This window comes from Parapedobacter sp. GCM10030251 (genome assembly GCF_042666505.1).
GTDB lineage: Bacteria > Bacteroidota > Bacteroidia > Sphingobacteriales > Sphingobacteriaceae > Parapedobacter.
In genome coordinates, this window is record NZ_JBHTDN010000008.1 from 114,979 (window position 1) to 137,502 (window position 22,524).

Annotated in this window: 13 protein-coding genes; 10 read left to right on the forward strand and 3 right to left on the reverse strand. The window is 53.3% G+C overall.

Annotated elements, in window-relative coordinates:
* Window positions 1-19: 19 nt before the first annotated feature.
* The 7 genes from ACFQRK_RS19095 to ACFQRK_RS19125 all read left to right on the forward strand — a co-directional run bounded on the left by ACFQRK_RS19095 (window position 20) and on the right by ACFQRK_RS19125 (window position 13,381).
* A complete protein-coding gene (locus tag ACFQRK_RS19095) occupies window positions 20-1,312 on the forward strand; it encodes an MFS transporter (protein ID WP_379009566.1) in 1,293 nt (430 codons plus the stop codon).
* Between the two features lie 333 nt (window positions 1,313-1,645).
* Entirely contained in the window at window positions 1,646-5,128 is a 3,483-nt protein-coding gene (locus ACFQRK_RS19100) for a GH92 family glycosyl hydrolase (RefSeq protein ID WP_379009568.1), read from the forward strand.
* Between the two features lie 32 nt (window positions 5,129-5,160).
* Entirely contained in the window at window positions 5,161-8,325 is a 3,165-nt protein-coding gene (locus ACFQRK_RS19105; protein ID WP_379009569.1) for a SusC/RagA family TonB-linked outer membrane protein, read from the forward strand.
* Between the two features lie 20 nt (window positions 8,326-8,345).
* Window positions 8,346-10,265, forward strand: coding sequence for a RagB/SusD family nutrient uptake outer membrane protein (locus ACFQRK_RS19110; protein WP_379009570.1), 1,920 nt, complete (start codon window positions 8,346-8,348; stop codon window positions 10,263-10,265).
* A gap of 22 nt (window positions 10,266-10,287) precedes the next feature.
* The gene (locus ACFQRK_RS19115; RefSeq protein ID WP_379009572.1) at window positions 10,288-11,490 is read left to right on the forward strand and encodes a DUF5000 domain-containing lipoprotein; all 1,203 of its coding nucleotides are present in this window, start codon (window positions 10,288-10,290) and stop codon (window positions 11,488-11,490) included.
* A gap of 8 nt (window positions 11,491-11,498) precedes the next feature.
* Complete coding sequence (locus tag ACFQRK_RS19120; protein ID WP_379009573.1) at window positions 11,499-12,710, forward strand: DUF4998 domain-containing protein; 1,212 nt, start codon at window positions 11,499-11,501, stop codon at window positions 12,708-12,710.
* Complete coding sequence (locus ACFQRK_RS19125; protein WP_379009576.1) at window positions 12,707-13,381, forward strand: SGNH/GDSL hydrolase family protein; 675 nt, start codon at window positions 12,707-12,709, stop codon at window positions 13,379-13,381. The genes ACFQRK_RS19120 and ACFQRK_RS19125 overlap by 4 nt, the downstream gene beginning before the upstream one ends.
* 14 nt (window positions 13,382-13,395) lie before the next feature.
* Here ACFQRK_RS19125 and ACFQRK_RS19130 read toward each other — a convergent pair whose 3' ends face one another.
* From ACFQRK_RS19130 to ACFQRK_RS19140, 3 genes are all read right to left on the reverse strand, one after another.
* Window positions 13,396-17,961, reverse strand: a complete 4,566-nt coding sequence (locus tag ACFQRK_RS19130) for an efflux RND transporter permease subunit (protein ID WP_379009578.1) — start codon at window positions 17,959-17,961, stop codon at window positions 13,396-13,398.
* A 40-nt stretch (window positions 17,962-18,001) separates the two neighbouring features.
* Window positions 18,002-19,192 carry an efflux RND transporter periplasmic adaptor subunit gene (locus ACFQRK_RS19135; protein ID WP_379009579.1) on the reverse strand — a complete coding sequence of 397 codons (1,191 nt, stop codon included), beginning with the start codon at window positions 19,190-19,192 and terminating at the stop codon, window positions 18,002-18,004.
* A gap of 112 nt (window positions 19,193-19,304) precedes the next feature.
* The gene (locus ACFQRK_RS19140) at window positions 19,305-19,916 is read right to left on the reverse strand and encodes a TetR/AcrR family transcriptional regulator (RefSeq protein ID WP_379009580.1); all 612 of its coding nucleotides are present in this window, start codon (window positions 19,914-19,916) and stop codon (window positions 19,305-19,307) included.
* 110 nt (window positions 19,917-20,026) lie between these two features.
* On the opposite strand from ACFQRK_RS19140, the gene ACFQRK_RS19145 reads away from it, so the two are divergent.
* The 3 genes from ACFQRK_RS19145 to ACFQRK_RS19155 all read left to right on the forward strand — a co-directional run bounded on the left by ACFQRK_RS19145 (window position 20,027) and on the right by ACFQRK_RS19155 (window position 22,328).
* Window positions 20,027-20,317 (forward strand): Smr/MutS family protein, encoded by a 291-nt coding sequence (locus tag ACFQRK_RS19145; protein ID WP_379009582.1) that lies wholly within the window; start codon window positions 20,027-20,029, stop codon window positions 20,315-20,317.
* A 190-nt stretch (window positions 20,318-20,507) separates the two neighbouring features.
* Entirely contained in the window at window positions 20,508-21,077 is a 570-nt protein-coding gene (locus ACFQRK_RS19150) for an RNA polymerase sigma-70 factor (RefSeq protein ID WP_379009584.1), read from the forward strand.
* A 96-nt stretch (window positions 21,078-21,173) separates the two neighbouring features.
* Window positions 21,174-22,328, forward strand: coding sequence for a FecR family protein (locus ACFQRK_RS19155; RefSeq protein ID WP_379009586.1), 1,155 nt, complete (start codon window positions 21,174-21,176; stop codon window positions 22,326-22,328).
* Window positions 22,329-22,524 lie beyond the last annotated feature (196 nt).

Genomic DNA, 22,524 nt, shown 5'->3' on the forward strand with positions numbered 1-22,524 from the left:
ATATCTTTATAATCCTAATATGATGAGTTTAATGTTCAGACAAATCACCTTCATAACGTTCGTGGCGTCTTTGGGAGGCTTGTTATTTGGCTTTGATATGGCCGTTGTTTCCGGAGTGTTGCCCGTTTTCAAGACGCAGTATGCGCTAGATTCATTCCGAGAAGGCTGGTTTGTTTCGTCGGCATTGCTGGGCTGCATCGCGGGGGTTGTGATCGCTTCCTATTTGTCAGACAAATGTGGCCGCCGACGAACATTGATCGTTTCTGCCCTGCTCTTTATGGTCTCCACGCTGGCATGCATCCTTTTTACGGAATTTTCACATATCATTGTTGGCCGCATTTTGACGGGTGTCGGTATCGGTGTTGCATCAAATGTTGTTCCACTCTATCTATCGGAGATTTCGCCGGTTAAAGACCGGGGTAAATTGGTTACCTTTTACCAGCTGGCGCTTACTCTGGGTATTGTATTGGCTTATGTTTCCAATGCGTATATCGTCAAGAGCGCTTCCCTATTTGCAGAGTGGAACATTGGAGGGCTTTTTTCGCGTTTCTTCGTAGATGAATCCTGGCGGGGGATGTTCGGTGTTGCACTGATTCCGTCGGTTATCTTTTTCATTGGGTTGCTGTTTGTTCCGGAGAGCCCATCCTGGAGCGGTCAACTGAAAGGTCATTCCCTCAGGCACTATGCGGAGTTATGGAAGCCTGTGTATCGAAAATCAATGCTGGTAGGCCTTTTCCTGCCGATATTTTCGCAGTTATGCGGTATCAACGTCATCATCTACTACGGCCCCACTATTTTGGGTAATTTAGGCTTCAGTCTGGACCATTCCTTGTATGGACAGATCGTCATCGGCGTAGCTAACCTGCTATTCACGGTCATTGCTATCTGGAAGGTAGACAGTCTCGGCAGGCGCCCGCTTTATTTAGCAGGTACGTTGGGCGGTGCTATTTGCTTATTCTTCGCAGGCATCCTTTTCTATCGAGAAGCACTGCATAGTTGGTGGCTGATGCTGAGTGTCGTAGGTTTTCTGGCATGCTTTGCATTCTCTATAGGTCCATTGAAGTTTGTGGTCGTTTCGGAAATATTCCCTGTCGGAATCCGGGCGAAGGCAATGGGAGTCAGTATATTGGCTATGTGGGTTTCGGATGCCCTTATCGGTCAGATAACCCCTTTTTTATTGAATAACTTTGGGGTCTATTTAACTTGCTTTATGCTGGGTCTGGTCTGTTTGTCCGGATTCTTCTTTGTGCTCAAAAACCTTCCCGAGACCAAGGGGAAAACCATAGATGAAATTCAGGAATTGTTAAGATAGTTAAAATCTGGTTAGAACTGAAACGCTAGGCGTGGCCATAATGTATGTACATAATGAGGTGTCTTATTCGTATGTTCCCATTTATGAATTAGAATTAACGGGATTTAAATTATCTCTCATTCCTTACATGCGCTACTAAATCCCATGAATTCTTATTTGGTAAACTGCTGATTAATTATTCATTGTGCGTATTGATGAACCGATGGAAGGAATATTTTTCAAAAAAATTGGACAATTAAAAAAAAATTGTAGATTTGTATGAACATATGTGGTATATGTCTGCATATGGCCGATTGTGAATCTGTTTTCTTAGTGATGATGTAATCAAATTCTATGCGAAAGTTAAACGATATGGTGATGACTCTTGGTCTTTTGTTGTGGGGTGCCGGTGTGTTTGCCCAGTCGGGGCCGAGAGAATACGTAGACTATGTAGATCCGTTGATCGAGTCTGCAAAATCCAGGTACTTTTATTTCAATTCAGCGTGCCGACCTTTCGGGATGGTCAATCTCAGTCCCGATAATATTCTGGAGAAAGAATGGAACTCCGGGTATAAATATCAGGAACCCTATATCCGGGGGCTTACCCACGTACACGACTGGGGGGTAGGAGGGTTGCTTTTAATGCCGACAACCGGTGTGATCGATCCCACCAAAGGCCCGGAGAGCTGGAAGACGAAGTTTTCACACGAAAGAGAGCAAGCCCGGGCGGGTTATCATCAGGTGTATTTTGACGATTACCACATGAACGTCGAACTCACTTCGACCACGCGGGTGGGCTTTCATAGGTATACATTTGATGAAGGAGGCGAGGCGCGCATATTGGTATACCTCGGGGGTCAACTTGGCGGCGGTATCATGAAGGATGCATCTTTGCGAAAGGTCAGCAATACCGAATTGGAAGGATGGGTCATCCAGGAAACCTTTGTTGGCGATGTAAAGCTTTTTTTTGTCCTTCAATTTGACCAGCCGTTCAGCGGCCTTACCGCGTGGCAGGGCGAAACCATTGGAAAGCCGGTGGCGGATCGTGTGGAGGGCAAGCAATTGGGTGCCTTTGCTACCTATCAGGTATTCAAAGGCGATCAGCTTCAGGTGAAAGCCGGCTTATCGTGGTGCAGCATCGACCAAGCCCGGCTGAACCTAAACACGGAACTCAACCATTGGGATTTTGACCGTGTCAGGCAGGAATCAAGAGACGATTGGAATCGTTGGCTGAGCAGAATCGACGTAGCGGGAGGTACCGAGCAGCAGAAAATCAAATTTTACACGGATGTTTGGCGTTCGTTGCTCGGACGAAGGCAGATTCAGGACGTCAACGGCCGTTATCCGGACTATTCGAGAGGCCATTTACAGGTAAAACAGCTGCCATTGGATGCTGAGGGAAGGCCTAAGTTTATGCACCTTAGCACGGATGCGTTGTGGATGACCATGTGGAACCTGAACATTCTTTGGGGGATTGCCTATCCCGAAGTGCTCGAAAGTTTTGTTAATTCGGCACTGGTATACCACCGGGACAGCGGCCACCTACCGCGGGGTCCGGTCATTGGGCGGGAATCGTGGATCATGACCAGCAGTCCGGTTACAGAGCTCATCGTTGGCGCGTACATGCTGGGAATACGGGGGTACGATGTAGATTCGGTATACTCTGCCCTGAAAAAGGCGCATATGCCGGGCGGCACTATGGATATGGGCGGCGGTTTTGTGCAGGAATATATCGATCTGGGATTTGTTCCCGAAACCGATCCGCCCCAGGGCTGGGGCGGAGCCGGCCGGGTCATGGAATATGTTACCCAAGATTGGGCACTTGCACAATTGGCAAAGAAGCTCGGCAAGCATGAAGATGCGGCCTATTTCCTGAAACGTTCAACCAACTGGTATAATATGTTCGATCCCACCATCGGGTTTATCCGACCCAAAAATCCGGATGGCTCCTGGACAGAACCGTTCGACCCGGTTCTAAACGCCAATTTCGGTGGTTTTGTCGAAGCCAATACCTGGCAGACCACCTGGATGGCTGTTCACGACGTAAAGGGACTGATCAATCTGCTGGGAGGCGAAGATCAGTACTGTGACAAATTGAACTTTGCATTTGAAAAAGCGCGTGCGGACAACTTTGTGGGCGGCTATGGGGGCAACTATGTCAATTATTCCAACCAGCCTGGCCTGGCGATGGCGCATTTATTCAACTATGCGGGCAAGCCGTGGCTCAGTCAATATTGGGTACGGGAGGTCTATAACCAGACCTTCAGCGACATCAGCCCCTACGGAGGGTACGGAGGGAATGACGAAGATCAGGGGCAGATGGCGGCACTCAGCGCACTGATGGGTATCGGGCTATTTGACATAAAAGGGGGGTGCGATCCCGAGCCGATCTACCAGATTACAACTCCTTTGTTTGACACGGTAACCATCCACTTGAACCCGCAATATTATCCTGGCAAGACGTTCACGATCACTACATCAAACAACGCTCCGGATCACCGCTATATCCAGTCTGCCCGTCTCAATGGACGGCCATTGCAGCAATGCTGGTTCCGTCAGGCTGACCTGAAAAGAGGGGGTACGCTGACACTCGCACTCGGTCCGGAGCCGAATACAGCTTGGGGCGTTAGCGAACAACCGCCCTCAGAGACCAAAGGCGATCCGAAATTCACCGTCTCGGCATTGACATATCCCAAGGAAGTGGGTGCAGGTGAAGCAATCCGCATTGGTTATAAAGTCAAGAACACCGGCAGCGTGGGAACCTATTTCGGTGAAATCGCGTTGGGGCAACGGGTGATTGCCCACCAGGAACATATTATTAAACGTGGCGAGGAGAAGCAGATCCACTATGAACTTCGGCTGTACGATCCGGGAAAGCAGCGGCTTTCCATCGGCGGACGCTCCTATCCGGTTCAGATCCGTTATCGGAAAAGCACATTAGCACTACACGACGTGGAGCTGTACAGCATAGGCGAACAGGTCCATGGAAGGGGAAGATTGTTGAATACCGGAAGCGATACACTCACACAATCCGTACACATCGAAGCAAACGGTATTTGCATCCGTGAAGAACAACTGCGGCTATTCCCAGGGGAATCGCAGCACCTGTCGTTTACCTATCGGGCACCTGCGTCGGGGAGTTACCGGATTGCCATCAATGGGGAGGTACAGCCGCCGCTTCAGGTCCTGATTCCTGAAGAGCGGCCTGAGCCGGGACTCGTCATGCATTATAACTTTGACCACTCGCAAACCCCCTTGCTTGACCTATCGGGTAACAAGCACCATCCGCAACGGCAGCGCCTGCCAGAAATCACGGAAATCGGGCCGGGCGGAGCTATGTTCGAAAAAAATAATCACCTGAAAATCGCCAGTTCAAACGATATTAATGCGGCCAATGCCTTGGCAATCAGCGTAGTCCTTTATCCTACCAATTGGTACAGTTTCGGGCGCGTATTGCAGAAGGGCGCCTCAGACGATCAGTTCATGATCTATCGGAACGGAGGCGAAGACCTGGAGTTCAAATTAACCGGCGTGCATCAAGGTACGATTTCAACCAAGCTGCCACCGGTCAACCAGCTAACGCACTTGGTGTGCCAATACGATGCGGCACAACGTAAAATCGAAATCTGGTCGAACGGTGAATTAGTGGCTCAGCAAGAGGCGGTAGGCGCCATACACCCGACAAACGACCCCCTATACATCGGCGTGAAAAATGAGCGCACGGGGCTGGAGGATAGCTTCAGCGGTATCCTCAATGACCTTCGGATTTACAATCGAACCCTTACACCGGATGAAATAAGGTCACTTTTCGATGCAACGCGAAACACCGAAAATTAAATCATGTCTATGTATTAACCAATCATAACCATATGAAAATTAGTGTGTTATTTGTAGTGGCGCTTTGCCTGTCGATAGGTAGCGCAGGGGCCACCAACTTTCTTCACCAGGTCGATACCATCACAGTAGAAGGCCAGGTAAACGGTCCGGACGGGCCCTTGGAGGGAGTGTCTGTTTTGCAGGAGGGGACAGCCGAAGGAACCAAGACCAACGACAGGGGGCGGTATTCCATACGGGTACCCGGCAACCGCAATTTAGTCTTCAGTTCAGTGGGCTATCTCACGCAAACGATTCCTGTGGATTACCGCATATTGATCGATGTGCGGTTGGAGCCCGGCGACCAGGCGTTGGATGAAGTGGTTGTGGTTGCCTTCGGCAAGCAGAAAAAAAAAGAATTGGTAGGCGCGTCCACTTCCGTCAGTCCTACTGAGCTTAAAGTTCCTTCAAGTAACCTGACCACAGCACTCGCTGGCCGGCTCGCCGGCATGGTGGCCTACCAGCGCAGTGGCGAACCCGGGGCCGACAACGCCGAGTTCTTTATCCGGGGCGTGACGACTTTCGGTTACAAAAAAGACCCGCTTATTCTGGTGGACAACGTTGAGGTTACGCCGACGGACCTGGCCCGGATGCAACCGGATGATATCGCCAGCTTCACCATCATGAAAGACGCCACGTCCACGGCGCTATATGGCGCTAGGGGAGCCAACGGTGTCATCCTGATCACCACCAAAGAAGGTAAGGAAGGAGCCGCAAAGGTGTCTTTCCGGCTGGAACAGTCGCTTTCGTCCAATACGCGGCAAATCGATCTGGCCGATCCCATTACCTACATGACGCTGTCTAACGAAGCCGTCCTCACCCGCAACCCGATCGGGCGATTGCCTTACTCGCAAAACCGGATTGACGCCACGGCAGCCGGCGTCAATCCCTATCTGTACCCGGCCAACGACTGGATGGCACAACTGATCAATAAGACTGCATCCACACAACGGGCCAATCTGAATGTAAGCGGTGGGGGCAAAGTGGCGCGTTACTTTATCGCGGGTGCCTACAATAAGGATAATGGCATCCTGAAGGTTGATGAGCGGAATAATTTCAACAACAACATCAACCTCCAGAATTTCCAGCTGCGTTCAAACGTCAACATTAACCTCACGTCATCCACCGAGGCGGTGGTTAGACTGTCGGGTGTGTTCGACGAATACAACGGACCGATAGACGGCGGAGCGGGGATGTTCCGAAAAATCATTTCGTCCAATCCCGTCCAATTTCCGGCTTATTATCCCTCCAGCGCACTCCCCAGTGCCCGGCACATCCTATTTGGGAATAGCAGTGAAAGCCCTACGGGCGGGGGGGCGGGAAGCGGGATTCCCTCGGCAAATTACATCAATCCTTATGCAGATATGGTAAAAGGATACCAAGATTATAGCCGATCCCAGATGTATGCTCAATTCGAACTGAAACAAAACCTCGGATTTTTAGTGCCCGGCCTTTCCGCACGCATGCTCTTCAACACATCCAGGTACTCCTATTTTGATGTTTCGCGGGCTTATAGTCCTTTTTTCTACAGTGCGAACCCTGTTGACCAATCACACAGCCAGTATCGGCTGAGCCTGTTAAACGAAGCTAGTGCTCGGGATTATCTTAATTATTCGGAAGGGTTGAAAGACATCCGTACCATCACCTACTATGAAGTGGCAGTTGATTACAACCGGGCCTTTGGCGACCATACGGTTTCGGGGCTGTTGGTAGGCATCCGCCGCAACCAGCTGTTGGCCAACCAAGGCACTTTGCAGAAATCACTGCCTTATCGGAACGAAGGAGTGTCCGGCCGGCTTAACTATGGTTATAAAAGCCGGTATCTGGTTGAGTTCAATTTCGGTCTCAACGGTTCCGAGCGGTTCTACAAATCGCAGCGCTATGGATTTTTTCCCTCAGCGGGTCTTGCCTGGAATGTTTCCAGTGAGCCGTTTTGGGAACCTCTGAAAGAGGCCGTATCCGAGCTAAAAATCCGCGCCACCTATGGACTGGTAGGCAATGATGCCATTGGCGATGAGAACGACCGCTTTTTCTACCTGTCGGAAATCAATGCCGACAATATTGACCGCGCGGTCTATTTTGGTACCCTTTACAATTACGGCAGAGACGGGTTTACGGTATCCAGGTACGCTAACAACGACATTACCTGGGAGCGAGCCCGTAAACTGAACCTGGGGCTGGATATCCAGGCCTTCGATGCATTTACCTTTACCGCCGATGTCTTTACCGAACACCGTAATAACATTTTGATGACCCGTTCTTACATCCCTGCCACCATGGGATTGGCGGCAACGGTACGAGCGAATGTCGGAGAGGCGCGGGCTTATGGGGTTGATGCCTCTCTTGATTACAATAAGGCCTTTGGCAGCAATTGGTGGTTGCAGGGTAGGCTCAATTTTACCTATGCGCGTGGGGAATACTTATATTACGAGGAGCCAGAGTATCCCGATAACCTGAAACATCTTTCCCGCAACGGTCACGCGTTGAATCAAACCTGGGGCTACATTGCTGAACGCTTATTTATCGACGACTATGACGTGGCGAACTCACCCCGGCAGAATTTCGGAGAATACGGCCCCGGCGACATAAAATACCATGACGTTAACGGGGACAATGAAATCACGGCATTGGACCGCGTGCCCATCGGGCTTCCCACGGTACCGGAAATCATTTTCGGACAAGGCCTTTCGGTGGGATATAAGGCGCTTGACTTTTCGTTCTTTTTCCAGGGATCCGCGCGGTCATCGTTCTGGATCGATCCCGTGCGGACGGCACCGTTTATCCCAAACCCCGACCTTGGTGCCGGTTCGCAGAATGCGCTGCTTCGGGTATATGCAGATAGCCACTGGTCCGAAGACAACCGCGACTCGTACGCGCTTTGGCCGCGGTTGAGCAGCACGCAAAACACCAACAATTCGCAGGTCAGTACGTGGTTCATGCGCAACGGATCGTTCTTGCGTCTTAAGTCGGTCGAACTAGGGTACAGCCTTCCTGAACGTGCGTTGAGCCGAATCCATCTCAACGGCGCGCGCGTGTACTTAAGTGGTACAAATCTGTTGTGTTTTAGTGGCTTTAAGCTTTGGGATGTTGAGATGGGCGGGCAAGGATTGGGGTATCCTATCCAGCGCGTGTTTAATGTAGGTGTTCATGTGAATTTATAGACCTCCTAATGGTATCATCGATGAAACTAATTAGACTTTTTTTACTGACGGTTGCGCTGGCTACCGTGGCCTCCTGCAGTTTTCTGGATGTGGTTCCGGACAACATTGCAACCATCGACAACGCGTTCAACAGCAGAAATGAAGCGGAGAAATTTCTATTTACCTGTTATTCGTTCCTCCCCAAGGAGGATCATCCCGACGCGAGCCCGAACTTTAACGCGGGCGATGAATTTTGGATTTACTGGCCCATTCATGAGGCCGACCGTTACACGCTGGAACCGTACCATATCGCCCGTGGGCTGCAAAACAAAGTCACCGTTAACCTGAACCATTGGGAGGGCAGCGGGAACCTGGTCCCATCGCTGTGGCAGGGGATCCGTAATTGCAACATCCTGCTCAAAAATATAGACAAGGTGCCCGATCTGGATCCCTATATGAAAAGTAGGTGGCGGGCGGAAGCCATGTTTCTAAAGGCATATTTCCACTGGTACCTCTTCAGGATGTACGGGCCGATACCAATCGTGGATGTCAACCTGCCCATTTCGGCAACTACCGATGAGGTGCGCATCAAACGCCAGCCCGTAGACTCCGTAGTTAATTACATCGTTGGGTTGATCGATGGAGCTACAACGGGCGACCATCAGGATGCGCTTCCCGCCGTCATTACCAACGAAGCAATCGAGCAAGGCCGCATTACACGTCCCGCTGCGCTGGCCATCAAGGCCCGTGTATTGGTTACCGCTGCCAGTCCGCTTTTCAACGGGAATCCGGATTTTGCCAATTTTAACGACAAGGACGGTGTCGCCCTGTTCAACACCTCGCCCAATCCAGCTAAATGGGACCGGGCCGCTGAGGCTTGCCGCATTGCAATTGCCGCCTGTCACGACGCCAATAGGGAACTTTACCGGTTTGACGGCGGCGTACTAGCCGTAGACGATGCCACACGGATCGAAATGAGCATCAGAAACGCCGTCTGCGAACCGTGGAACAGCGAATTAATATGGGGCTACACCTATTCGGGAGCCGGCGATCCCGCGCTGCCATCGAAGCTGTTGCAACTCTACGCTTCCCCACAGTTAGACCCCAACAACATCAGCCTGAACCTCCGGGGGCAGATGGCTCCTACTATGAAAATGGCTGAGCTATTTTATACCAAGAACGGAGTCCCCATTGAAGAAGATAAGGAGTGGGACTACGGCAACCGGTTCGACCTACGTACCACGACCGCTGCCGACAGCATGATGCAAAATGGGTACACTACCGTTGGACTGCATTTCGATCGCGAGCCTCGCTTTTACGCAGACCTAGCGTTCGACGGAGCGAAATTCTTTATGAAAAACGGCACTTGGCCCATCCAAAATAAATCCGGGCAAACCTCCGGCATCAAACAAAGCCGGTTATATTCCATCACGGGGTATTACGCCAAAAAGCTGGTTAACTGGAACCTGATTCCGTATACCGGCGGATTTGTCGCCATGGAGCTTTACCCTTGGCCCATCATGCGGTTGGCCGATTTGTATTTGCTTTACGCCGAAGCGCTGAATGAATTGGGCAAATCGGATGAGGCGCTTCCGTATCTAGACCGAATCCGTGAGCGCGCCGGTTTACCTACCGTCCAGATGGCATGGAGCGAACATTCCAAGAACCCGGATAAATACACCACACAGCCTGGTCTCCGCGCCATCATCCGTCAGGAGCGACTCATCGAATTGGCGTTTGAAGGTAGTCGTTTCTGGGATCTCAGAAGATGGAAGCAGGCCGTAGACGAATTAAACGACCCCATCTACGGATGGAATATCTTGGGTGAGGACGCGGCGACTTACAACCGGAGAGTACTGCTGTTTCAACAGCGATTTGTCGGGCCGCGCGATTACCTTTGGCCCCTATCCGATAATTCCTTAATTGTTAACCCTAGCTTGGTTCAAAACCCGGGGTGGTAATTCAATGCCGAAAAAAAATTCCATGAAAATCTATCACATTCATATGAAACCGCTGAACATATTGCTGGCTGTCGTGCTGGGCTTCGCCACGATGGCAGGCTGCCAACAGGACAGGCTGGAACCCACCAGAAATGACGGAATACCTCCCGGAAAAGTAATCCACGCAGAGGCCGAACCGGGGCATGGCGTGGTGACCATTACCTATACACCGCCCACCGATCGGGATCTTTTATACGTGAAAGCGGTCTATCGCACCAAGAAAGGAGAAGTACGCGAAACCAAGGCGACCTTTTACACCAACAAGATCACGGTAACGGGCTTTGCCGATACCAGTTTTTACGATGTAGATCTGTACGCCGTTGACGAGGGGGAGAACCTTTCGGAGCCCTATACCATCCGGGTGAAACCCCTAAAGCCTCCTTATCTGATTGTCCGGGATAGTATCAAGGCCATAGCAGATTTTGGCGGCCTGAATGTAAGCTTTGTCAACGAGCTAAAAGAAAATATTGCCATCATCACGCTGGGCAACGATTCCCTCGGCAATTTTGTTCCCGTCAACACCTTTTACACCAATGTGGAACGTGGCAATTTCTCGACACGCGGATTTCCGGCAGAACCGACCACCTTTGGCATCTGTATCCGTGATCGCTGGAATAACCTTTCGGATACCCTGTTGTTTGAACTTACTCCCTACTTCGAAGTCCGGCTCGACAAGACCCGTATCAGGCCGCTCGTGTTACCGAATGATGCGCCGTTGGGGTACGGGGGTGAGGTACGATACCTGTTTGACGATGTTTTCGGTAACAACGGTTGGTACCATACATCCGATCAATCGCGCATGCCCCAATGGTTTACATTTGACATGGGCATGAAAGCCAAGCTAAGCCGCTTGGTGTGGCGCATGCGCGACGGCCAATTCTATAATCTGCACAATCCCCGTACCGTTGAAATCTGGGGGTCCAACAACCCGTCGCCGGATGGTAGCTGGGACAACTGGGTGCTGTTGAAGGCACATGAACAGATAAAGCCATCGGGATTGCCCCCCGGCCAGCTCAGCCAAGCGGATGAAGAAGCCGGCATTGCCGGTGAGACCGTTACGTTTCCCTTGGACGTGCCCGAAGTCCGTTATATCCGGTTCAAGACGTTACGCAATTGGTCGAACGGAACCTACGTCAACTTTAACGAAATCACCCTGTTCGGGTCGCCAGAGCAAACCCCCAATTGATACATACCATGAAAAAAGCTACTTATTTCTTTGCTTCTTTAATGGCCTTTGCAGGAATGCTATGGCTGTCATGCAGCAAAATGGACGATTATAAACAGCACTTGAAAGACCGTAAATATACCGGAAAAGTGGATACTGTCATTGTACAGCCCGGGTATAAGCGTCTGCAGTTAGCGCTCGTGCTGAACAACGACCCTTCCATTTCACGTGTTCGCGTTTACTGGAGCAACCGCAGCGATTCCGCTGAGGTATCTGTTGAGCGAACCGGGCAGGCGGATACCGCCAGACTCATGATAGAAGAATTGCAAGAAGGAAACTACAATTTTGAAATCATTACCCTCGATGCAGAAGGTAACCGATCCATTTCCACTTATGCTACGGGCCAGGTGTTTGGCGACAGCTATGTAAGCACGCTTAATAACCGTGTACTTCGGGGTGCAAGCCTTACCGACGACGGAAGCAAGGTGATCCTGCGGTGGTCATCGGCCTTATCCGGGGAGATCGGTTTGCACGTTGAATATGTGGATAGCCGCGGTAGGCTACAGCGTACGACGGTCTCTGCCAGCGAGGTTGTCAGCGAATTGCCCGATTACGAAGAAGCCAGCCAAATGCGGTATCGCGCCTTGTACCTGCCCGATGAAAACGCCATCGATACGTTTACCACTGCGTATGCCCAGGCTACCTTGCCGCTTTTTGAACGTAAGCTGGATAAGAGCCGCTTCAGGCCCCTGCTTTTGCCGACCGACGCGCCGGATGCCTACGGGTGGATCATGCCCTTCCTTTGGGACGAAAATTACGGCGAGCCTGGTTTCCACACTCCGCCCGGTGGCGGTTTACCGCGTTGGTACACCATCGATATGGGCGACGCCGTCCGGCCCCATCGCCTGAAATTCTGGCAGCGGATCGATGGCGGATTCGTCTTCAACCGAGGAAACCCAAAAACGTTTGAAGTGTGGGGCAGCAACGACCCCGACACGGATGGCGGATGGCAAAACTGGGTGAAGCTTTTGGACGGTGAATCCATAAAGCCTTCCGGATTACCCCTGGGCACCGTCAATGAGTCCGATGTGGCCTATGCGCGTGGGGGAGAAGAGTTTCGGTTCGAAGGTGAGATGCTGCCTGCTGTCAGATACATACGGTTTAAGGTCGTGGATACCTGGAGTGGCGAGGATTTCACCCATCTGCTTGAACTTTCGTTGTGGACAAGGGACAGGCTATGATGCGTATCCTCGGAATCGGACTGGGGCTAATCCTTTCCATGCCAGCCGTATTCGGACAATCGCGGCTGGTCCGTAACCTCCGGCAAGGTACTCCACAGGTACTTGTCGTTTACGGAACAAGCCTCTCGGCGGGTGAGGGGGGTAAAGCTTGGGTGAAGGCCTTAGCCGATGAGCTCAACAATCGGTACGGTAACCGGCTTTCTTGCCATAATGCAGGGAAGCCGGCCATGTGGTCCACGTGGGGCGTACAGCATCTCGAAGATAGCGTGGTTCGCCGGAAGCCCGATGCTGTGCTGATTGAGTTTGCCATCAACGATGCGTTTACTCCCTACTATACGTCGCCGCAGCTTGCGCGGCTTAACCTGGAATACATGATTAACCGGCTGCGGTTAACCAATCCTGACTGCGAAATCATTCTGCAGCTTATGAATCCACCCATTGGACAGCATGCCGCGGATCGTCCGGAATTGTCGGCATATTACCAAGTTTACCGAAAGGTCGCGAAAAAATACAAGCTTTTGCTTATCGACCACGATACCTATTGGCGGGACATCCTGCTGGCGGGAACCGAGGCGTTCCGCGTCTGGGTGCCGGATGGCATACATCCCAGTGCGGAGAGCGCTCGATCACTGATTGCGCCGTTTATTCTGCAGGCATTGGAAGCGCGGTAGTCAACATGGGTGCATCACTCCACCCCGCCGCCCAGGCTCCGGTACAGCAACACGTACGCTTCGATCTGCTGGCGTTTCAGATCCGCCAGTTCCAGTTCGCTTTGCAGCGCATTCTGCTGGGCCGTGATCACTTCCAGGTAGGATGCCATGCCGCTTGCAAAAAGCAGCTGCGCATTCGGAATGGCCTTTTCGAGCTTGTTTTTCTGCGACTCGGTGATTTCGATCTGGGCTTTCAGTTTATCCAGCTGCGCCAGGGCGTCCGCTACTTCGCCCACCGCGTTCAGCACTGTTTGCCGGAAACGGATCACCGCGTTTTCCCGCTGTATCTTGGCCGCTTCAAACTGCGTTTTCAGTTTGCGGCCGTTGAATACCGGCTGCATTACGTTTCCGGCGAGGTTGCCAAACAACGAAGCCGGCATCACAAACCAGTTGCTCGCCTGAAACGCATTCAGTCCGCCGGCCGCGGTGATGCGCAGCGCCGGATAGCGGTTGGCCTGCGCAATTCCCACCTGGGCATTGGCAATATCCAGCGCATATTCGCTCTCTTTCACGTCCGGGCGGCGGCTCACCATGGCGGCCGGTATGCCCACGGCAAACTGTTCGGGTACCGCGAAGCGATGCAATGGCACGCCGGTGGCGATGGCCTGCGGTTCGCGGGCCATCAGGATGCTCAGCGCATTTTCCTGCATGAGCAGTGCCTGCTCCAGTTTGGGTATCCACGCCTTTGTCTTTTCGAGTTGCACCTCCGCCTGCTGCACCGCCAGGATCGACGCCTGTCCGGCCGCGTATTGCAGGCGGATGGCACGCAGGGTGCTATCGCTCAGTGCCAAGTTGCGCCGGGTAATGTCGAGCTGCTCATGCAGCATCAGCAGCGTGTAATATGCAGAAGCCGATGCCGCGATCAGGCGGGTTTGGAGGGATTTTACCGCTTCCGTGCTTTGCAGGTACGCCGCCAGGGAGGCCTGTTCCTGCTGCTTTATCTTGCCCCATACGTCTACCTCCCAGCTTACGCCCAGGGCCGCCGTGTAATCCTCGATGTGGTTGGTGCCGAGAAAGCTGCCGAGGCTCACGCCGTTCAAGCTGTTTTCCGAAGGACGCGACGTGTTGGCCGATACATCGGCCTGCACGGTGGGCAACCAGGCCGCACGGGCCTGTTTGAGGTATTTTTCATTCAGGGTGATGGTATTTAAGGCCACCTGCATGTCGTAGTTGCGGGCCAGTACGCTATCGACGATGCGCTGCAGGGCCGTGTCGGTAAAGAACTGCTTCCACGGCAAGTGCGCCATGCTGGACGAATCGGCTGCCGGCGGAGCCATGGAAGCCGCCGATACGGTCCGGAACGTGTCCGGCACCGCCCCGGCGGGGCGGACGGTTTCCCTGCCGGTACTGCAGCCATAAGCCAGGAGAGCTACCGCCAGCAGCAGCGCCGCCGGTTGCAGCGCAGGTTGGCCTTTACGCTTGGCGCCCACCCGTTCCTGCAGGTACTGGAAAATCACGAAGAGCACCGGGATGACGAATATCCCCAGTAGCACGCCAGTCAGCATCCCACCCACAGCTCCCGCACCGATGGAATGGTTGCCCAAGGCCGACCCGCCCGTGGCACGCAGCAACGGAATCATGCCCACGATGAAGGCAAAGGACGTCATCAATATCGGGCGGAGCCGCAACCGCGAAGCTTCCAGCGCCGATTCGAGGAGCCCCATGCCCGCCCGTCGCCGCTGCAGGGCGTACTCCACGATGAGGATGGCATTTTTCGCCAGCAGGCCGATCAGCATGATCATCGCCACCTGCACATAAATGTTGTTTTCGATGCCCATCAGGTTGATGAACAGCATTACGCCGAATATCCCCAGCGGAATGGTAATGACCACCGCCAGCGGCAGGATATAGCTCTCGTACTGCGCTGCCAGCAGGAAAAAGACAAACACCAGGCTCATGATGAAGATCACCGTAAGCTGCGAGCCTGCACTTTTCTCCTCACGCGTCATGCCCGTCCATTCGTAGGCAAAGCTGCGCGGCAGCACCTCGGCCGCGGTTTCTTCGATGGCCGTGATGGCATCGCCCGTGCTGTATCCCACATTGGGCTTTCCGTTGATGGTCACCGCGTTATACAAGTTGTTGCGGGTTACCGTCTCCGGGCCGTACACCCGGTCCAGCGTCACCATCGTATTGGCCGCCACCATGCCGCCTTCAGCATTTTTCACGTAGATCTCGTTGAGGGACGAGGCACTCGCGCGGTAGGGGATATCGGCTTGGGCGATTACCCGGTAGAATTTCCCGAAGCGGTTGAAGTCCGATACGAACGTGCTACCGAAATAAATCTGCATGGTTTGCAGCAGGTCGCTCACGTTGACCCCCAGTTGCTTCGCCTTCTCGTCATCGATCACCAGCTCGTATTGCGGGTTGTTGGCCGCAAACGTCGTAAAGGCAAATGCGATTTCCTCCCGTTTGGACAGGGCGGCGATAAACGACTTGGCAGTGGCGTCGAGTTTCTCCAGCGAGCCGTTGCCCCGGTCCTGCAGCATGAATTCAAAACCATCCACGTTGCCGAAGCCGGATACCGTGGGGAAGGTGAAAAACACCGCCTGCGCCCCCTTCACCTCCGCAGCCACTTTCTGGGTGAGGCTCGCCGCAATGGCCTCATAATCTTTGATCGGACCACGTTGGTCTTTCGGTTTCGTGCGGATAAAGCCCGCACCATACGGAGCGGCATTCGCGTTTGAAATGAAGTTGAGGCCATCCACCTGGTAGTGGTTCAGCGTAAACGGCTCTTTGGCCACGATCTCCTCGATCTGTTTCATGGCCCGTTCCGTGCGGGCCAGCGAGCTTCCCGGCGGCGTATTCACCGCATACAGCACAAACCCCTGGTCTTCCGTAGGGATAAACCCGGTAGGCGTACGTTGGATCATTACCGCCGTAACGGCCGTCACCAATGCCAGTCCCGATACCACCACCCATTTGCGGCGCATCAGCAGCTGCAGCGACCGCACGTATTTATCGGTGATGGCCGTAAACGCCACGTTGAACGCCCTGAAGAACCGTTTCAGGAACCCGCCGCTATGATCGGCCGCGTGGCCTTCGGCATGCGGATTTTTCAGGAACAGAGCGCATAGCGCCGGACTGAGCGTCAGCGCATTCAAGGCCGAGATCAGAATCGCCACCGCCAGCGTAAACGCAAACTGCGTGTAAAACACCCCAGCGGGTCCCTGCATGAAGGTCACTGGTACGAATACGGCCACCATCACCAGCGTGATGGACACGATGGCTCCCGAAATTTCCTTCATCGACTCCTGGGTCGCATCCCGCGGCGACAGCCCCGTCCGTTCCATTTTCGAATGGACGGCCTCCACCACCACGATCGCGTCGTCCACCACGATGCCGATGGCCAGCACCAGGGCAAACAACGTAAGCAAGTTGATACTGAATCCGAAAAGCTGCATGAAAAAGAACGTACCGATGATGGCTACCGGCACCGCGATAGCCGGAATCAGCGTAGAGCGGAAGTCCTGCAGGAAGATGAACACCACCAGGAAAACCAGGATAAAGGCTTCGATGAGCGTATGGTTCACCTGGCTGATGGATTCATCCAGGAAATCCTTGGCGTTGAACATCACGATCGGTTCGATGCCTTTGGGCAGCGTCTCTTTCAGCACCTCGATCTGCCGTTTGGCTTCGATCAGGATTTCGTTGGCATTTGAGCCCGCGGTTTGCAGCAGGGCAATGCCCGAAGTCGCGCCTCCGTTGAGGCGGCTGTTGGCCGCATAGGAGAACGAACCGAACGACACCCGCGCCACATCCTTCAGGCGCACCAGCTGCCCGTCATTTGTCGCCTTGATGATGATATTTTCGTAATCCTCGTTCCGGTTCAGCTTGCCCTTGTATTTCAGCACGTATTCAAACATCTGCGGACTGCTTTGCCCCAGCCTTCCGGGCGCAGCCTCCACGTTTTGGTCGGCAACGGCCCGCATCACGTCCTGGGGCGACAGGTTGTACGCCACCAGCCGGTCCGGCTGAAGCCAGATGCGCATGGCGTATTCGCGGCCGCCGAAAGGCTGCACTTCGGCCACACCCGGTATCCGCTGCATCTGCGGGATAACGTTGATCTTCAGGTAATTTTGGATAAACGCCTCGTCGTACAAGCTGTCCTTGCTCGTGAGCGCCACGAACATCAGGAAGCTGTTTTGCTGTTTCTGCGTGGATATGCCCGCCTGGATTACCTCCTGCGGAATTTTGTTGCTCGCTTTAGACACCCGGTTCTGCACGTTTACCGCCGCAATGTCCGGATCCGTACCCTGTTTGAAAAAGACGGTCAGGGTCATGCTCCCGTCGTTGCTTGAGTTTGACGTCATGTACGTCATGTTTTCCACGCCGTTTACCGCCTCTTCGATGGGCGTGGCTACCGAGCGCGCCACCGTCTCGGCGTTGGCGCCCGGATACGATGCCGTCACCACGACGGTAGGCGGAGCGATGTCCGGAAATTGGGAAATGGGCAAGGTAAGCGCCGATATGGCGCCAAGGATAACCAAAAGGATGGAGATAACGGTCGATAGCACCGGCCGTTCGATAAATTTCTGTAACATCGAATCGAATTGTTTTAACTAAGAATTAACCGGGATTGCCTTACAGCGCCGCTCGGGCAATCAAACTGTCCGAAGCCACGGGCTCCGGGATGATGCGGGTGCCCTCCTGCAGGCGATCCAATCCGGCATACACAATCCGGTCGCCCGGTTTCACGCCGCTTTCAACCAGGTAGTGGGTTCCGCTCCTGCCCGCTATCGGGATGGGGCGGCTTTCCACGCGGTTGCTGTCTGCCAGCGCAAACACGAACACCTTGTCCTGCAGCTCGAAAGTCGCTTCCTGCGGAATAAGGATCACCGATGGCGACACATTCGGGATGCGGATCTTTCCCGTATTGCCCGAGCGCAGCAAGCCCTCCTCATTCGGGAATACCGCCCGGAAGGTAATGGTGCCCGTACGGTCATCAAACTGGCCCGATACCAGTTCCACCTTTCCTTTCTGTGCGTAGGTGCTGCCGTCTGACAGCACCAGCTCCACCGGAGGCAGCTGGCTGATCTTATCGGCGATCGTGGCGCCCGCTACGCGGTTTTTAAAGCCGATGAAATCGTTCTCGCTCAAGGAAAAATACGCAAACACGTTGCGTATTTCCGAAAGCACCGTCAGGGGTTCCGGCGTGGTCGTGCCCACCAGGCTGCCCATCTTGAACGGAATGCGGCCAATGTAGCCCGACACGGGGGCTGATATCACCGTATAGCCCAGGTTGATCTGTGCACTCTCTACCAGCGCCTTTGCCTGCAGCACATTCGCTTCGGCCACCCGTTCGGCCGCCAGGGCCGCATTCAGCTGCACATCCGACAATACCTGATTTTTAACCAGGGGTGTCAGTTTGCCCACGTCGATGCGTGCATTCGTCAGGTTCGCTTCGGCTGCGGCCAGGGTCGCTTTCGCGTTGTTCAGCTGCTCGGTATACACCCGGGCGTTGATGCGGAAGAGCGGCTGTCCCTGTTGCACATACGCCCCTTCGTCTACGTAAATGTGCTCCAGTTGGCCGTGAACCTGCGGCCGTATTTCGATGTCTTTGCTGCCCTCTACGGATGCCGGGTATTCGTCATACGTGGTGGCCGTCTGCGGATGCAGGGTCAATACCGGCAGGCGCTGCGGCGTATCTGCCATCTGCTCGCTGCCGGAAGACGTTTTGCACGCCTGGATAGTTACCAGCAGGAATAGTCCGGCGAGCGGCAGGAGGTAGCGGATCGGGTTGTATTTCGCGTGGATGGAAAAGCTACTGTTCATGGTCTATTTATTATTTATATTAATATATTTTGATGATGTAATTGACTATTAATCTTCTATTTCCTATCGCTATTATATTTCCTAACACCGTTAGGAAACCAAGCAAAAAAAATTAAGCCTTCAGGTTCTTGATAAATCCGGTGATGGCGTCGTCGAGCACCAGTTTATTCAGCTGTTCAGTGTCGTCGGCGGGGGCGACCATCTTGATGGAAATCAATCCGTGCAGGATGGACCAGAAGGTATGGTACTTGAGGCATGCGTTGTCTTCGGCATCGCCGGGGTTTGCCTTTTCGATGATTTCGATCATGGGCGCCATCACCAAATCCCGGAAGACCGAGCGTTCCGGCATGCATTTATCCATTTCGCAGGTCGGCGCACCCATTCCCCACATCAGCTGGTAATATTCCTTGTTGCTGAACGCGAATGCCCAGTATGCGTCGGCTATGGCCTTGAGCTGTTCTGCCGGATCCGTAGAACTGGCTTTCGCTGCGGTCAGTTTGGCAATGACCCGCTCAAACCCCTGTTTACCAAATTCAAGCAGGATGGCCTCCTTGTTTTCAAAGTAATCGTAGATCACGGGCACACTGTATTGGATCGCGTCGGCAATCTTGCGGATGGAAAGCGACTGCCAGCCATCCTCCTTCACGATCTGCCATGCCGTGCTGAGGATATTGGCCCGCATGGCCTCTTTTTCCCGTATTCTCCGTGCCGCAATAATGCTCATTTGCTTTTTACCTAACAGTGTTAGCAAAAGTAACAGGGTTTGGTCGCCGGTGCAAGGAATTTTTTAAAACCTGAAGATTTGATGACACAGCATCTTCCTACCTTTGTACCATGGCACCCGTACAGGAAGTCGATTTGCATCTCCGGGCATTCATGCGCAATACGTCGGGACTCAGTGGCGATGACATGGTGCAACTGAGCATCGAGCGTATGCGTGCTGCGCTGGATAAAGCCATTGAGCAGGGCCAGCAGGAAATCCGCTTCATCCACGGCCACGGCACCGGCGTACTGCGCGAGCGTGTGTACCACGAATTGCGCGTATACGAACGCAGGGGCCTGATCACCTCGTTCGAACCTTCTTTTTTCAATCCGGGAATGGTGAATGTGGTTATCAGGTATTGAAATGCACAACCGTTTGCGTATCGATTCTCCTTGACAGATTCGAATTTTTTCCCCAATATTGTCTTGTAATAGTCATATCCACGCACTGACCAAATTATACAAAGACTGTTGAATAGGGCTATTCTTACTCACCAATTGGCATTCGGTTGCATCGTAATTAGCGGGTTGTTTGTTAACGTCAGATAGAGTTATGGAAGCACTCAAAAACCTTACCGACCACGAATTGATTGCGCTGTTACGTACCGACAATCCCCATGCTTTTTCCGCACTTTACGAACGGTATTGGAAAAAGCTGCTATATTTTGCGGCCCAGCGCACGGCGACCTTTGCCGATGCCGAGAATATTGTGCAGGACATTTTTGTTTCCCTGTGGGAGAAGCGAGCCACACTGCAGCTCACCTCGACGCTGGACAACTACCTTTACGTGTCTGTCAAGTACCGCATCATCAAGTTGCTCGACCGGCAGCGTACGCGGCGCCTCCACGCCGAAGCCCAGGCGCTGAGCGGCGACCTGCTGGACGACTCCATGCAGGAATACCTGAATCTCGAAGAACTGCGGCAGCGGCTCGAAGCATTTGTTGGCACGTTGCCGGAGCAGAGCCGGCTGATCTACCGCATGCGGAAAGAAGAGGGCCTGAGCCATCACGAGATTGCCGAGAAACTCGGCGTATCGGAAAAAGCGGTCAACGCCCGGCTCGTCCGCATAAAAAAACAGCTGCGCACGGGGCTGGATACCTTCCTTGCCGGATTTTTGTTGTAATTATTCGGTTGTTACACAGCAAATTGCAATTTTTTAAGGAAAACGGTGTGTCATTTGCCGGCTTCGGGGTACCTATGGAAAAGCGCCCGACAGCATATGGCAAAACACGTAGACACGGTCAAGTTGCAGGAGTTAGCCCATAAATGGCTTACCGGCACGCTTAGTAAAGAAGAACATGAAGAATTTGAGCGCTGGTTCAACGATGCCGGCGATGCACCCATCGACGTTCCCGGCTTCCATGCCCAAAGTGAAGACGAGCATAAACAACGGCTTTACGCCCGGATCCTGGACCGTATTGACGGCGCGGAGCCCAAGCGGAGAATCACGCGGTGGCTTCCCTATGCCGCAGCCGTCGTTCTTGCCGGCATGGCCCTAACTTGGAGCCTTCTCGAGCCAAAACCAGCGGAAGAAACGGCAACCGTAAGCATTCAGGACGTGGCACCGGGCGGCAACAGGGCCACCCTCACGCTCGCGGATGGGCACACGATCGGCCTCAGCGAGGCCCGGCCCGGCATTGTTGTAGGCGACAACGGCATTACCTATCGGGATCAGTCGGAAGAAATCGTCGACCTGAGCACGGGGGTTGTCAGTCAGCTGGCTCTGTCCACTCCGCGGGGCGGCACCTATCAGTTAACCCTGCCCGACGGTACAGAGGTATGGCTAAACGCCGCCTCCACGCTGCGGTATCCGAGCCGGTTCACCGGCGAAGCGCGTGTCGTCGAGCTGGAGGGAGAAGGGTATTTCGAAGTCTCCAGGTCGGCGGTACCTTTCAAGGTAAAAACCGCCGGTCAGCAAGTCGAGGTACTCGGTACCGCTTTCAACATTTCGGCCTATTCAAATCAAGCGGAAGCGAAAACCACCCTGGTGGAAGGCCGGGTAAAAGTAACACTGCTTGACCGGCGGTCCGACGGTGAAGCCAGGTCTTCACGCATCCTCACGCCCGGTCAGCAGGCCACGAAATCCGGTTCTGCCCTGGCGCTGCATACGGTCGATACCGACAGCTATACCGCGTGGAAGGACGGATATTTCAATTTCGATGGCCTTACGCCCGCAGCCGCCTTTGCCCAACTTGAACGTTGGTATGACATCGAAGTGGTTTACCAGGGAAACGTGCCCACCATGCGGTTCTTTGGCGTATTCAAGCGCGGCAAACCGCTGTCGTCGGTATTGGCCATGTTAAAAGAAAGCGGGCTGGATTTCAAAATCACCCAACAAGGCGGCAAAAGGCAGCTGCTGGTCATTAATGAGTAAACTAAAATCCGAGCATATGAAAAGAGAAACGTAAAACCCACAACCGCGGGCTACGGACAAAGAAAGCCGGACGGTGCTGCCACACCATCCGGAAAGCTGTCTGAAATGGCTCCGGCAGTTATCGCAACTGTGTCAGTAAACTGAATTATAACCATTCAAACCATACAAATATATGATTTTTATACCATCTGTTAAA